Here is a 12,458-nt window from a genome sequence, read left to right as displayed (position 1 = left end):
GAACCCGGAGTGTGCGTATGGAGTTCATGGACATCATCTGGTACATCATCGTCTGCTTCGCATTCATCGCGTACCTCATCATGCTGTGGATGATCATCGGGGATCTGTTCCGCAACCGCGAACAGTCCGGCTGGGTCAAGGCGATCTGGATCGTCTTCCTGTTCGTCTTCCCGTGGCTCACGGGCCTGATCTATCTGATCGTCCACGGCACCGGAATGGCAGAGCGCTCCGCGAAGGAGGCCGCGCAGTACAAGGCCGTGCAGGACGACTACATCCGCTCGGTCGCCGGCAAGTCGCCCGCCGAACACATAGCCGACGCGAAGAAGCTGCTCGACGAGGGTGTCATCGACCAGGCCGAGTTCGACGCACTGAAGGCCAAGGCACTCGCCTGATCCCACGCGACCACCCGTTCGTTCACATCGACAGCTTCCGTGCCGCTGCGGTCCGGAAGCTGTCGAGCACGGCACCCACGGCTGGCCGTCGCGCCGCTCCCGGGCGGGTGACGAGCTCGTAGATCCGCGCCGCACGTACACCGGCCAGCGGCAGGCGCACCAAGGCGGGATGCAGAACCGAGTACCGCGGCAGCAGGGCCACCCCGTGCCCCGCCGCGACGAGTTCCTCGATGACACGGAAGTCGTTGATGCGGTGCACAACCCGAGCACGGATGCCCGTCACCGCCGCGACGGAGAGCAACACGTCGTCGACGGGGAATCCACCCCGCACGCTGATCCAGCGCTCCCCCACCAGTTCGTCGACCTGCACGCGGTCCTGCGCCGCGAGCCGGTGCCCGGGAGGGAGGACGACATCGATCGGTTCGCGCATGAGCGTCTCGACGTGGACACGCGGCCCGGACAGCGGAGCCGAACGCTCGTCGCGGTGGGTGAGCACCACGTCGTAGTCGGCGAGCAGTGCGGGCGCGGCCGAGGCCGGGACGTCCTCGTCGCTCACGTCCAACTCGACGCCGATCGCCCCGGCCGCCTCGAGCACGGCCGGCAGCAGGAGTGCTGCCCCGGAGGGGAACGACGCCACGCGCACCCGTCCGCGGGGCGACCGCGCATAGGCGGTCATCTCGTCGGTGGCCCGGTCGAGGGCGTCGAGCACCTCGTCGGCGCGCACCACGAGCGCACGACCCGCGTCGGTGAACCGCAGGCGTCGGCCGTCGGGTTCGAGTAGAGGCACTCCCGCCTCCCGGGCGAGCACCTTGAGCTGCTGCGAGACGGCTGACGGTGTCATCGACAACGCTGCGGCTGTCGCAGCCACGGTTCCGCGGTCGGCGAGTTCGCGCAGTATCCGCAATCGCACGACGTCCATGTAGTAAAACTACACGCTTTCTTCAGAAACATTCGCTTGTACTGATTGTTTCCTGCGCAAAGAATTGACGGCATGTCGTTCCGGGACCGTCTGCTCGCGTTCACCGTCGTGGTGCTCTGGGGATGCAACTTCCTCGCGATCAGACTGGGCCTCGACCACTTCCCGCCGTTCTTCTTCGCCGGACTGCGCTTCGCGATCATCGCCGTCCCGGTCCTGCTGTTCGTCCCGCGACCCACCGTTCCCCTGCGCTGGCTCCTGCTCTACGGCGCCGGGTTCGGCTTCGCCCAGTTCGCCTTCCTGTTCTGGGCGATGGAGGCCGGTCTACCCACGGGCCTCGCGTCGCTCGTACTGCAGTCGTCCGCGCCCTTCACGGTCCTGCTCGCCGTATTGTTCCTGCGCGAACGGCTCGACGGCGTCCGCCTCGCCGGTCTCGTCGTCGCCGTGTCCGGCATGGTGATCGTCGCCGTAGGGCAGGGCGCCGCGGACGCGAGCCTGATCCCCATGACCCTCGCCGTGCTCGCCGGTCTGTCGTGGGCGGTCGGCAACATCGCGACCCGCAAGGCGGGCGCTGCCGACCCCATGCGCCTGATGCTGTGGATGTGCGTCGTGCCCGTGCTCCCCTTCTTCGGAATCTCCTGGTTCGTCGAGGGCCCGCAGGCGTGGTCGACCCTCGATACCGTCGTCACCACCGTGGACGGGGGCCTGGCGCTGGCCGGACTCACCTACGTCGTCCTGGCGGGCACGATCGCCGGCACCGGCATCTACGCCTCGCTGCTGTCGCGCTATCCCGCCGGGGCCGTCGCGCCGCTCTCCCTCATGGTGCCGGTCGTCGGGTTCACCGTCGCGTGGATCACGCTCGGCGAGCGACCGGCACCGTCCTCCCTGATCGGCGGTGTGATCGTCATCGTCGGAGCCCTCGCCGCCCAGGGCGGACACCGCAGTGTGACGAGCAGGACGCTCCTCCGGCGACACAACGCTCCCGCGCCTGTGGAACACTCGCCGACGTGGGAACCAGCACAGGAATCACCGCACGTGGACGGCTCGCATTGCGCGCAGCCCGAGCCGCCGCGTGGGCGTCCCAGAAGGCCGGACGCGGTAAGGGCTCGATGATCGGAGGGCTCGTCGCCCTGAAGATCGACCCGGCACTGATGAAGCAGCTCGGCCACGGCCGGCAGACCGTGCTCGTCACCGGGACGAACGGCAAGTCCACAACGACCCGTATGACGGCCGCCGCGCTCGAGACGATCGATTCGGTCGTCACCCAGGCGGACGGCGCGAACATGGACGCCGGGATCGTCGCCGCGCTCGCCACCGATCTCCGGGCGCCGCTCGCCGCGATCGAGGTCGACGAACTCCACACCCCGCACGTCGCCGACGCCCTCGAGCCCCGCGCGATCGTGCTGCTCAACCTCACCCGCGACCAGCTCGACCGGGTCGGCGAGATCAACATGATCGAGCGGAAGCTGCGTGAGGGCCTGAAGCGGCATCCCGACGCCGTGATCGTCGCGAACTGCGACGACGTGCTCGTCACGTCCGCCGCCTACGACAACCCGAACGTCGTGTGGGTCGCCGCCGGCGCCGGCTGGGCCAACGACTCGGTGAGCTGCCCGCGCACGGGCGAGCCGATCGCCCGCGAAGGCGACCACTGGTACAGCACCGGCTCCGACTTCGCCCGGCCGACACCGGACTGGTGGGTCGACGACGAGAACCTGTACGGACCGGACGGCCTCGTCCTCCCGCTGAAGCTGACCCTCCCCGGTCGCGCCAACCGGGGCAACGCCGCCCAGGCGGTCGCGGCCGCCGTCGCCCTCGGTGCCGATCCGGCGAAGGCCGTCGCTGCCGCCTCGGTCGTCGAAGAGGTCGCCGGTCGCTACAAGACGGTGCAGGTCGGACCGCATTCGGTGCACATGCTGCTCGCTAAGAACCCCGCCGGCTGGCAGGAGGCCCTGTCGATGATCGACCCGACCGTCGACGGCCTGGTGATCGCCGTCAACGGTCAGGTGCCCGACGGTGAAGACCTGTCGTGGCTGTGGGACGTCCGCTTCGAACACTTCGAAGGCGTGCAGGTGGTGGCAGCCGGAGAACGCGGCACCGATCTCGCCGTCCGCCTGACCTACGCGGGTGTCGAGCACACGCTGGTGCCGGATCCGCTGAAGGCCATCGCCTCGTGCCCTCCCGGCCGCGTGGAGGTGCTCGCCAACTACACCGCGTTCCGCGATCTCAACACCGCCATCGCCAGGAGAGCTGCCCATGTCTGAGTCGACCGTCCGCATCGGACTCGTCCTGCCCGACGTGATGGGCACCTACGGCGACGGAGGCAACGCCCTGGTGCTGCGCCAGCGCCTGCGGATGCGCGGTCACGACGCCGAGATCGTCGAGATCGGACTGAACGATCCCGTCCCCGAGTCCCTCGATCTCTACACCCTCGGTGGTGCCGAGGACGCCGCGCAGCGACTGGCCACGCGGCACCTGCAGCGTTATCCGGGTCTGCAGCGCGCCGCCGAACGCGGAGCGCCCGTGCTGGCCATCTGTGCCGCGATCCAGGTGCTCGGCCACTGGTACGAGACGTCCTCGGGCGAACGCGTCGACGGTGTCGGCATCCTCGACGCGACCACCTCGCCGCAGCAGACCCGCGCGATCGGCGAGATCGTCATCCGCCCCACCCTCTCCGGCCTCACCCAGCCGCTGACGGGATTCGAGAACCACCGCGGCGGAACGACTCTCGGGTCCGATGCCACCGGACTCGGCCGCGTCGACCGCGGTGTCGGCAACGGCGTGGGCGACGGACTCGAAGGTGCCGTGCAGGGTTCGGTGATCGGCACCTATCTGCACGGTCCCGTGCTCGCCCGCAATCCCGAGCTCGCCGATCATCTCCTGATGCGCGCTCTGGGAGTCGACTCGCTGCCGCCGCTGGATCTGCCCGAGGTCGATCTGCTGCGGCAGGAACGGTTGCGCGCCTGAGTGATCAACCGTGCGCGGCGATGTGTTCGAGGACCAGCCGCGCGAGCTTCTCCGGCTCCTCGTCGGGAATCCAGTGGCTCGTACCGACGAGCGTTTCCCGTCGGTACGGCCCACTGACGTAGTGGGCCGTCGCGTCGACCCCGGCGGATCCGATCGCCCGCTGGTGAAGAACGAGCGCATGAACGCCGTCGGATGCGGAACGGACACCGCCGTCACGGTGCGGACGAGATCGGGACGATGCGCCGCGAGCACCCACGCGACGGCGGCTCCCCAGTCGTGGCCGACAACGTGCGCGCGACCACCGGGTACCGACTCGATGAGCGCCGCGACGTCGCCGACGAGCAGGTCGAGGCCGTAGTCACGGCGGCGGGGTGGTGGGGCGCCGGGCGAGTAGCCGCGCTGATCCGGGGCGAAGGTGCGAACCCCGCGGCGTGCAAGTGGGGCGCGACCGCCTCCCAGACGCCCTGTGCAACCCCTGCTGCAGTCGCGGCGATCGGCCGCGAAACCTCCCCTGAACAGGGGTTCGGCCCGGTGATTCGCTTTACGCGTTCTCCGGGCCGGATCTCTGCTTCACGAGCTTCTCTCTGTCGTCCGCGGACGTCTTATAAGCTCGATTCGCACCTTCGATGTTAGCTACGTCACAGTGCGAACGCAAGTCTTTTCCGCGACCCGGTTCAGACCGAGGCGAGGGGGAATCCCAGAGTCGCCCAGTCGTGCAGGCCCCCGCGGTAGTAGGCGAGCGCGGACGCGGGATATCCGGCATCGATCAGCTTCCGGATCGCATCGGGCGACTGAGGGCACTGGGGACCGTTGCAGAAGACGATCGTTGTCCGGGCGGTGTCGAGCTCGCCCTTCCTCTCGACGATGTCGTCGTGCGGGATGTTCATGGCACCGGGGAGGCTCACGCCGCTCCGGGAATCGGGCACCCGCGTGTCCACGAGCGCAGCGCCCCGGTCGAGCAGTTCGATCACCTCGAGTTCACCGACGGTCGCCACGCCCGCGGCCACCTGCAGTGGCTGCACCTCACCCCAGGTCGTCTCCACCACCATGCGGTCGGCTTCACCCTCCGCCGGGCGGGGAATGTTCTGCGGGTCGCCGTCGCGTGTGCGATCGGCACGCCTGATCTGCTGCTCGTCGCTCGTCACGAACCGGACTCTACGGGAGAGCGGTCACCCTCCGCGGGGTTGTCGGGATCCCACCCGCGCTGGGCGAGGATCGCCGTCCCCATCCATCGCCGCAGGTAGCGGCGCAGATCGTCGTCGGAGCGTGGCGGCGTTCCCGGTGAGACGAAGAACGACTGCATCGTGCGCAGCACGTATTCGACCAACTCTGCGAGGGAGTCGTCGTCGTAGCCGTGTTTCTCCCAGTCGACGTCGAAACGCTTGATCATCGCCATGCCGAACATCCACGCCTCCTCCGAGGCGATCTCCTCGGGATGCGGGTTCGAGTAGGTGCTCGACAGCAGGATGCCGAGGTGCGGGGTGCGACGCACCTCCGCGAGCGTGTAGACCACGCCTTCGGTCATGGCCTCGACCGGATCGTCGAGGCCCGCGACCTGCCGGGTCAGTCGTTCCAGGAACCCTTCGACCGATGCGATGGCGGCCGCGCGCATGAGGGCGTCGGCGCTCGGGAAGTAGCGGTAGACCGTCTGGCGGATCACGCCGAGGGACTGGGCGACGTCGGCGATGCTGATCTCCGCGCCGGTCCGGTCGATCAGGTCGACGGCAGCGGCAACGATCCGCTGCGACGCCTCTTCGTCGCTGGCGGGAGGACTCCCGCCCCACCCACGTCTACGTGCCACTTCGCGCTTCCTCGAACCGTCGCCTGGAGAAGGCCCGACGGTAACACGGCCGACCTCGGTGGATGTGGTCCGAAACGGGCTCCCGTGAGTGGATGGGACTCCTATCATACACATGACGCATTTCGTGTATGGTCACGCCGATCGGGGCCTCCCGGCTCTTCCGAGGTCCTCCCGACCGTGTCCCAACCAGGTCCACAACCAGCCCGGTGTCGACGAGACGAGGTACCGCCCCATGACGAACCTGCAGGTCCGCAAGATGCGCTTCGCATTCGCGGATTACGACGTGCCGTTCCTGTGGAACGAGGAGAACCCGGCCTTCTCGAGCATGGCCAACGCCGTCTCGTTCCTCGCGATCGGTTTCGAGAAGATGATCGTGAACATGATCCGCGAGATCACCCCGCGCATCACCGATCCCGAGGTCCTCGAAGAGGCCAACGCCTTCATGTACCAGGAGGGGCAGCACTCCACCGCCCACCGGCAACACGTGAAGGGTCTGATCAAGAGCTATCCGGGACTACAGGAGACGCTCGACGACGTCATCGGCGCCTTCGACAAGCTCACCGCCGAGACCTCCGCCGAATACCGACTCGCGTACACCGCGGACCTCGAGGCGACCTTCACTCCGGTCTTCAAGCTCATGCTCGACAACGACGCGGCGCTCTTCCGTCCCGGCGACGACCGGGTCGCGTCGTTGTTCATCTGGCATTTCGTCGAGGAGGTCGAACACCGCAGTTCGGCGCTCATCATCTTCGACGCGGTGGTCGGCAGCGATCTGTACCGCATGCGGCAGGCCCCCTCGGTGTTCAAGCACGTGCTCGACGTCATCGCCATCGCGTGCGAGGGCTTCAACAAGCATGTGCCGCTGGAGGAACGGAAGATCGACGCGATGTCGATGTTCGCGTCGCACCGCCGTAAGCAGAACCTGCGGCGCCGGTTGCCGTTCCTGCAGTACCAGGATCACGGCCCGATGCCGCGCGCCTTCGACGTCCTGCCGCTCGGCGAACAGCTCGTCGCGCTGGTGGGCATCATCCGCAGCCAGATGCCCAAGCACAATCCCGACCACGAGAAGCTGCCGGCCCTCGCCGACGTGTGGTTCCGTCGATTCGACGAAGGCTACGACGTCTCGCACTGGTACACGGCGGAAACCGTGGGCGGGAGGAACAACTGATGTCGGACCTGTGCTCGCCCACCTTCGAGGACCTCTCGACCCGCCTCGGATTCTCGTGCGACGAAGCCGGGGGGATCTTCGAACTGCGCAGTCCGTTCGCGCTGGAGAACTGGACGCTGCCCGTCCTCGAGGCGACCATCGTGCTCGGGGCGGTGCTGATGCTCGTGTACGCGATCGTCCGGTTGCGGCGCACCGGTGACGCCACGAACCTCGTCGTCTGGCTCGGCACCCTCGCGTTCCTGTTCATCATCGAACCGCTGCTGTACTTCCCCGACGCCTTCGGCGTGGAGGACTACCTCGACACGATGTTCGCGCACAACGTGTTCACCGTCGAGTTCATGTGGGGACGCCTGCCGCTGTACATCATCGCGATCTACCCGATGATGGCGACGATCGCGTTCGACATCGTTCGGATGCTCGGGGTGTTCCGGCAGTACGGCACCGTCGTCGGCGCCGTCTGCGTGGGCTTCGTCCACCACGCCTTCTACGAGATCTTCGATCACCTCGGACCGCAGCTGCGGTGGTGGGAGTGGTCGCTCGACAACCCGATCAACCAGCCCTTCTTCGACTCCGTTCCGCTCCCGAGCGTCGTGGTCTTCGCTGCCCTGTGGCCGATGTCGCTCGCATTCTGCGCGCAGTTCTTCGTCGGCCGGCACATCGACGCCGGTCGCACCTTCGGCGGGCTCGAACTGACCTGGCGCACGATCACCGTCGGGCTTCTCGCGTCCGTGGGTGTGGTGATCCTCCCTGCGCCGGCGACCGTCATCGGCATGGGCAGCACGACGGTTCGGGCAACGATCTACGCGGCCGAACTCGTGACCCTGTCGATCGTGGCGATCTACGTGCTCTCACGCCAGTGGTCCCGGCTGCGGAGTACACCCACGGATCGGCCCTATTCGAACGACCTCGTCCGCTGGTACGCCGTCGCCTATCTCGTCGTGATGACCGTGCTGTGGATCGGTGCTCTGCCCGACTGGTTCTCCGCCGTCGACGGGGTCACCGAGGCAGGCGACCCGATCGGTAGCCTGTGGTACACAGTCGCATGCTTCGCGGTCGCAATCGCCTGTGTCGCTGCGACCTTCACCGTCCCGCGCAGGGCCGATACGAGCCCGGACGACACCGCGTCGAAGACGCTCACCGAGGCCTGACGAATTCGGTGGTGCCCGACGTTCCGCTACGACGGAAGCCGGCCCGCGCTACCGCGCGTCGGCTCCGTCGAGCAACCACCGGTCGTCGACCCTCTTCAACGTGATGACGAAGCGGGTCGCGTCGGTGCGTCCCTCCGGCACGACGACGAACGAGGACACGGACCGCAGTGGTCCGGTCCCCGTTCGTTCGTACGAGGAGTGAGCCGGGGATCAGCCCTGGGCGACGGCGGGGAGACCGCCGCGGAGCTCACCCTTGACGACCTTGCCGCTCGCGTTGCGCGGCAGGGCGTCGACGATCACGACCTCCTTGGGGTGCTTGTACCGTGCGAGGTGCTCGTCCAGGTACGGCTGGAGCTCGTCGAGGGTGAGGTCGTCGCTGCCGGGCTTCAGCGCGACGACGGCGACGGGCACCTCGCCCCACTTCGCGTCGGGGCGACCGATGACCGCGGCCTCGAGCACCTTGGGGTGCCCGAACAGGACGTTCTCCACCTCGGCGCAGTAGATGTTCTCGCCACCCGAGATGATCATGTCCTTCTTGCGGTCGACGACGTAGACGAAGCCCTCCTCGTCGACGCGCACGAGGTCGCCGGAATGGAACCATCCGCCGTAGAATGCCTCGCTGGTAGCGGTGGGGTTGTTCCAGTACTCGCGCATCATGGTGGGACCGCGGTAGACGATCTCGCCGACCTCACCGGGAGCGACGTCGTTCATCTCGTCGTCGACCACACGCGCCTGGATTGTGGGGATGACCCGGCCCACGGAGCCGAGTTTGCGAATGGCGTCGTCGCCGTCGAGCACGCAGGTGATGGGCGACATCTCGGTCTGGCCGAAGACCGCCACGTTGAAGGCATCGGGGAAGGTCTCCGCCATGGCCCGCAGGATCGTGTCGGAGCTCGGCGCCGCACCCCAGGAGATGTTGCGCAGCTTCAACTTCCGCGGCTCGGCCTGCTGCGCGGCGCACATCGCCTGCCACTGCACCGGCACGAGAAACAGGCTGGTGACGTTCTCGGCCTCGAGCACGTCGAGCAGTTCCTCCGGGTCGAAGGCGCCGACCGGGTGGATAACGGTGGGCGTGCCGAGCATCAGGCTCGGCGCGATCGAGCCGAGGGCCGCGATGTGGAACATCGGCGACGCGCAGAAACCGATGCCCGATTCGTCGAACAGACGGAAGGCCCGGATGCAGGTGAGCGACTGCGCTTCGAGATTGGAATGGGTGAGCACGGCGCCCTTGGGCCGGCCCGTCGTGCCCGAGGTGTACATGATGAGCGCGGGCGTGTCGTTCGGGATCTCCACCGGCGGGTGGGGTTCGCCCTCTTCGGCGACGAGTGCCTCGTAGGAGAGCGAGTCGCCTTCCGGCTCGACTCCGACCGTGATGGACAGTTCGATGCCCTCCGCCTGGCCACGCGCGGCGGCGGCGAGCGGGACGAGCGGCCCCTCCGCGACGATCGCCGTGGCGCCGGAATCGCCCACGAGGAAGGCGACCTCGGGTGCGGTGAGGCGGAAGTTCACCGGCACGGCGATGGCACCGAGGGCGTTGGCCGCGAGCACGATCTCGACGTACTCCGGACGGTTGAGCATGAGGATGATGATGCGGTCGCCGAAGCCGATGCCGCGACGCGAGAGTGCATCGGCGAGCTTCTCGACACGCGTGTCCAGCTGCGACCAGGTGATGGTCTCGCCGCGGAATCGGAAGGCCGTGCGATGGGGAATCATCAGGGCGTGGCGCGCCACCTGATTGTTCCAGTTGTTGCTACGGAAGCGGGTGGCGTCGGAGCCGACCGCTTCGGAAACGACAGAGGGGGGAACCATCGATGATCCTCTCGTGACGTGGCGGGAGTGCGGGCACGGCCTGTTCCGAGCCGTCGATGCGTGAGGCACATTACAGACCCGGAACGGTTTGGGCCAGAGCTTTTGTTAACGGAGATTCCACGAATGCGGACCGCCTCGCTCCAGGCGTCGTCGCCGAGCGAGAACGGGTGAAAGAGGCAGAAAACACTGGTCGAGCGTTGGTTTCACCGGACGGGAGCGGGTGTTCGACGAGCACGTCGGTCCCTGCTCCCGTTCGGAAAGTTCCTTGTCGATCCTCCGAGAACCATGTCGGGAAGGATCGTCCCGTCAGGCGAAGCGAGCGGGACGCTTGTCCAGCATCGCCATGGCACCCTCCGCGAAGTCGGCTGAGCCGAGGAGCTCGACCTGACCGTCCTTCTCCCGCGCGAGCGCCGCGTCGAGTTCGCCGAGCGTCGAGGCGTTGAGGGCACGCTTCGTCAGTTCCAGGGCACGTCGCGGACCGGATGCGGTCCGCGAGGCGACGGCGTCGACGTGCGCGGTGAGTTCGGTGTCGGGCAGGGTGCGGGCGACCAACCCGAACCGGTCGGCGTCCTGCGCGGACACCCGTTCGCCGAGCAGTGCCATCTCGGCGGCCCGGGCCCGCCCGATCGCGGCGGGAACCAGCAGGCTCGCGCCGCCGTCGGGCATCAGTCCGATGTTGACGAAGGCGAGCAGGAAGTACGCGCTCTCGGCCGCGTAGGTGAGATCGGCCGCGAGGGCGATCGAGACACCGACGCCCGCCGCGGGACCGTTGACTGCCGCGATGACGGGCACCGGGACGGATGCGATCGTCCGGACCAGTTCGTTGGCGGTGTCCATGACGACACCGGGGTCCTGCGGATCAGCTGCTCCCGCAGCCAGATCCGCACCCGTGCAGAACGCCGATCCCTCACCGGTGACGACGATCGTACGGACGCGTTCGTCGTCGCCGGCCGCCTTCACCGCGTCGCTCAGCGTCTTCATCGTGGTCAGGTCGATCGCGTTCATCCGGCGCGGACGCGTGATGGTCAGTCGCAGGATGCCGTCGGCGAGTTCGGACCGCAGACTCTCGGTGGTGGTCGAGGTCATGCGCGCACCGCCCGATCTGCACCGGCGATGTCGTTCAGGCGACCCGTGATGATGGCCTCCGCCTCGGCGACCATGCGGTCGACCAGTTCTCCGACGGTGGGGATGTCGTGGATGAGCCCCTGACTCTGCCCGGCCGTCCAGATGCCGGCGTCGAGTTCGCCGTCCTCGAAGACCTTGCGGCCTCGGGCGCCGGCGACCAGGTGGGCGATGTCGCCGAATTCGGCTCCGCGCGATTCGATCTCGACAACCTCTTCGCTCACCGCGTTGGTGGCGACACGAGCGGTGTTGCGCAGCGTGCGGAAGATGAGCTTCGTGTCGAGTTCGGTGTTGCGGACGATCTGCTCCTTGACTTCGTGGGCCACGGGCGATTCGACCGTGCACATGAAGCGGGTGCCCATGTTGACACCGTCGGCGCCGAGCGCCAGCGCCGCCACGAGCCCGCGGGAATCGGCGATGCCGCCCGACGCGATGACGGGGATGCCGAGCTTGCTCGTCGCGGCGGGGATGAGGATCAGGCCCGGGACGTCGTCCTCACCCGGGTGCCCGGCGCACTCGAAGCCGTCGATGCTCACGGCGTCCACGCCGATGCGCTCGGCCTTGACCGCGTGCCGCACGCTCGTGCACTTGTGGATCACCTTGATGCCGGCGTCCTTGAAGTGCGGCAGGTGGTCGGCCGGGTTGAAGCCGGCGGTCTCGACGATCTTCACGCCCGAGTCGATGATCGCCTGGCGGTACTCGGCGTACGGCGGCGGATTGATCGACGGCAGGATCGTGAGGTTGACGCCGAACGGCTTGTCGGTGAGTTCGCGCGTCCGTTCGATCTCGCGGACGAGATCCTCCGGGGTGGGCTGGGTCAGTGCGGTGATGAAGCCGAGCGCCCCCGCCTCCGCCACGGCGGCCACGAGTTCGGCGCGGCCGACCCACATCATGCCTCCCTGGACGATGGGATGCTCCACCCCGAAAATTTCGGTGAATCGGGTTCTCACGAGTCCTCCTCGGTCCTTCGAAAAGTGCCGCTGTCGTGACGGTTCCGTATGCGCCCAGCGGTGACGCAGCTGAAGAATTGGTGCTAACTTTGCGGTCTGGGTGCTGGTTTGTCAATACGTTCTGCCCTGCAGTTTTGGCAATTCTTACCCAAAAGTAGTGTTTCTCCGCAGGGGGTTCGACTGTTACC

13 protein-coding genes and 1 pseudogene are annotated in these 12,458 nt (G+C 67.5%); 6 read left to right on the top strand and 8 right to left on the bottom strand.

Translation table 11 applies throughout. The annotated features are described in order from the left end of the window. Window positions 1-17: 17 nt before the first annotated feature. A complete protein-coding gene (locus RBB84_RS23005) occupies window positions 18-392 on the top strand; it encodes an SHOCT domain-containing protein (RefSeq protein WP_006552449.1) in 375 nt (124 codons plus the stop codon). 22 nt (window positions 393-414) lie between these two features. Here the strand turns inward: RBB84_RS23005 and RBB84_RS23000 are convergent, their stop codons facing one another. Continuing rightward, window positions 415-1,311 (bottom strand): LysR family transcriptional regulator, encoded by an 897-nt coding sequence (locus RBB84_RS23000; RefSeq protein WP_064256705.1) that lies wholly within the window; start codon window positions 1,309-1,311, stop codon window positions 415-417. Between the two features lie 72 nt (window positions 1,312-1,383). Here RBB84_RS23000 and RBB84_RS22995 point away from each other — a divergent pair, with 72 nt between their 5' ends. From RBB84_RS22995 to RBB84_RS22985, 3 genes are read left to right on the top strand one after another with little or no spacing between them, the layout of a single operon-like run. Next, window positions 1,384-2,421, top strand: a complete 1,038-nt coding sequence (locus RBB84_RS22995) for an EamA family transporter (RefSeq protein ID WP_064256704.1) — start codon at window positions 1,384-1,386, stop codon at window positions 2,419-2,421. Continuing rightward, the gene (locus RBB84_RS22990; RefSeq protein WP_024102795.1) at window positions 2,316-3,569 is read left to right on the top strand and encodes a Mur ligase family protein; all 1,254 of its coding nucleotides are present in this window, start codon (window positions 2,316-2,318) and stop codon (window positions 3,567-3,569) included. Before RBB84_RS22995 ends, RBB84_RS22990 begins: the two co-directional genes overlap by 106 nt. Then, window positions 3,562-4,272, top strand: coding sequence for a glutamine amidotransferase (locus tag RBB84_RS22985; RefSeq protein ID WP_006552453.1), 711 nt, complete (start codon window positions 3,562-3,564; stop codon window positions 4,270-4,272). The genes RBB84_RS22990 and RBB84_RS22985 overlap by 8 nt, the downstream gene beginning before the upstream one ends. A 4-nt stretch (window positions 4,273-4,276) precedes the next feature. On the opposite strand, the gene RBB84_RS22980 is transcribed toward RBB84_RS22985, so the two are convergent. The 4 genes and pseudogenes from RBB84_RS22980 to RBB84_RS22965 all read right to left on the bottom strand — a co-directional run bounded on the left by RBB84_RS22980 (window position 4,277) and on the right by RBB84_RS22965 (window position 6,073). Next, the gene (locus RBB84_RS22980) at window positions 4,277-4,528 is read right to left on the bottom strand and encodes a hypothetical protein (protein ID WP_033097918.1); all 252 of its coding nucleotides are present in this window, start codon (window positions 4,526-4,528) and stop codon (window positions 4,277-4,279) included. Next, a pseudogene (locus tag RBB84_RS22975) lies at window positions 4,420-4,731 on the bottom strand (alpha/beta fold hydrolase); the annotation flags it as partial. The gene RBB84_RS22980 and the pseudogene RBB84_RS22975, both read right to left, overlap by 109 nt. A gap of 215 nt (window positions 4,732-4,946) precedes the next feature. Further along, complete coding sequence (locus RBB84_RS22970; RefSeq protein ID WP_064256703.1) at window positions 4,947-5,417, bottom strand: rhodanese-like domain-containing protein; 471 nt, start codon at window positions 5,415-5,417, stop codon at window positions 4,947-4,949. Further along, window positions 5,414-6,073, bottom strand: a complete 660-nt coding sequence (locus RBB84_RS22965; RefSeq protein ID WP_024102792.1) for a TetR/AcrR family transcriptional regulator — start codon at window positions 6,071-6,073, stop codon at window positions 5,414-5,416. The genes RBB84_RS22970 and RBB84_RS22965 overlap by 4 nt, the downstream gene beginning before the upstream one ends. Window positions 6,074-6,305: 232 nt before the next feature. Between RBB84_RS22965 and RBB84_RS22960 the strand changes: the two genes are divergently transcribed. Beyond that, window positions 6,306-7,241 (top strand): metal-dependent hydrolase, encoded by a 936-nt coding sequence (locus RBB84_RS22960; protein WP_064256702.1) that lies wholly within the window; start codon window positions 6,306-6,308, stop codon window positions 7,239-7,241. Beyond that, complete coding sequence (locus tag RBB84_RS22955) at window positions 7,241-8,389, top strand: hypothetical protein (protein ID WP_064256701.1); 1,149 nt, start codon at window positions 7,241-7,243, stop codon at window positions 8,387-8,389. Before RBB84_RS22960 ends, RBB84_RS22955 begins: the two co-directional genes overlap by 1 nt. A 210-nt stretch (window positions 8,390-8,599) precedes the next feature. On the opposite strand, the gene fadD5 is transcribed toward RBB84_RS22955, so the two are convergent. The 3 genes from fadD5 to RBB84_RS22940 all read right to left on the bottom strand — a co-directional run bounded on the left by fadD5 (window position 8,600) and on the right by RBB84_RS22940 (window position 12,270). Beyond that, entirely contained in the window at window positions 8,600-10,198 is a 1,599-nt protein-coding gene (gene fadD5 / locus RBB84_RS22950) for a fatty-acid--CoA ligase FadD5 (RefSeq protein ID WP_064256700.1), read from the bottom strand. 306 nt (window positions 10,199-10,504) lie between these two features. Continuing rightward, window positions 10,505-11,284 (bottom strand): enoyl-CoA hydratase, encoded by a 780-nt coding sequence (locus tag RBB84_RS22945; protein WP_064256699.1) that lies wholly within the window; start codon window positions 11,282-11,284, stop codon window positions 10,505-10,507. Next, window positions 11,281-12,270 carry a nitronate monooxygenase family protein gene (locus tag RBB84_RS22940; RefSeq protein WP_082921068.1) on the bottom strand — a complete coding sequence of 330 codons (990 nt, stop codon included), beginning with the start codon at window positions 12,268-12,270 and terminating at the stop codon, window positions 11,281-11,283. The genes RBB84_RS22945 and RBB84_RS22940 overlap by 4 nt, the downstream gene beginning before the upstream one ends. Window positions 12,271-12,458 lie beyond the last annotated feature (188 nt).

Source organism: Rhodococcus sp. D-6 (assembly GCF_040256695.1).
Classification (GTDB): Bacteria; Actinomycetota; Actinomycetes; order Mycobacteriales; family Mycobacteriaceae; genus Rhodococcus; species Rhodococcus pyridinivorans.
Note: the sequence above shows the minus strand (reverse complement) of the source record. Positions and strands in the feature narration are given on the sequence as shown.

Excerpts from the sequence above, each read along its gene's own strand:
- RBB84_RS23005 (WP_006552449.1), top strand. The coding sequence starts at position 18 with ATGGAGTTCATGGACATCATCTGGTACATCATCGTCTGCTTCGCATTC.
- RBB84_RS23000 (WP_064256705.1), bottom strand. The coding sequence starts at position 1,311 with ATGGACGTCGTGCGATTGCGGATACTGCGCGAACTCGCCGACCGCGGA.
- RBB84_RS22995 (WP_064256704.1), top strand. The coding sequence starts at position 1,384 with ATGTCGTTCCGGGACCGTCTGCTCGCGTTCACCGTCGTGGTGCTCTGG.
- RBB84_RS22985 (WP_006552453.1), top strand. The coding sequence starts at position 3,562 with ATGTCTGAGTCGACCGTCCGCATCGGACTCGTCCTGCCCGACGTGATG.
- RBB84_RS22960 (WP_064256702.1), top strand. The coding sequence starts at position 6,306 with ATGACGAACCTGCAGGTCCGCAAGATGCGCTTCGCATTCGCGGATTAC.
- RBB84_RS22955 (WP_064256701.1), top strand. The coding sequence starts at position 7,241 with ATGTCGGACCTGTGCTCGCCCACCTTCGAGGACCTCTCGACCCGCCTC.
- fadD5 (WP_064256700.1), bottom strand. The coding sequence starts at position 10,198 with ATGGTTCCCCCCTCTGTCGTTTCCGAAGCGGTCGGCTCCGACGCCACC.
- RBB84_RS22945 (WP_064256699.1), bottom strand. The coding sequence starts at position 11,284 with ATGACCTCGACCACCACCGAGAGTCTGCGGTCCGAACTCGCCGACGGC.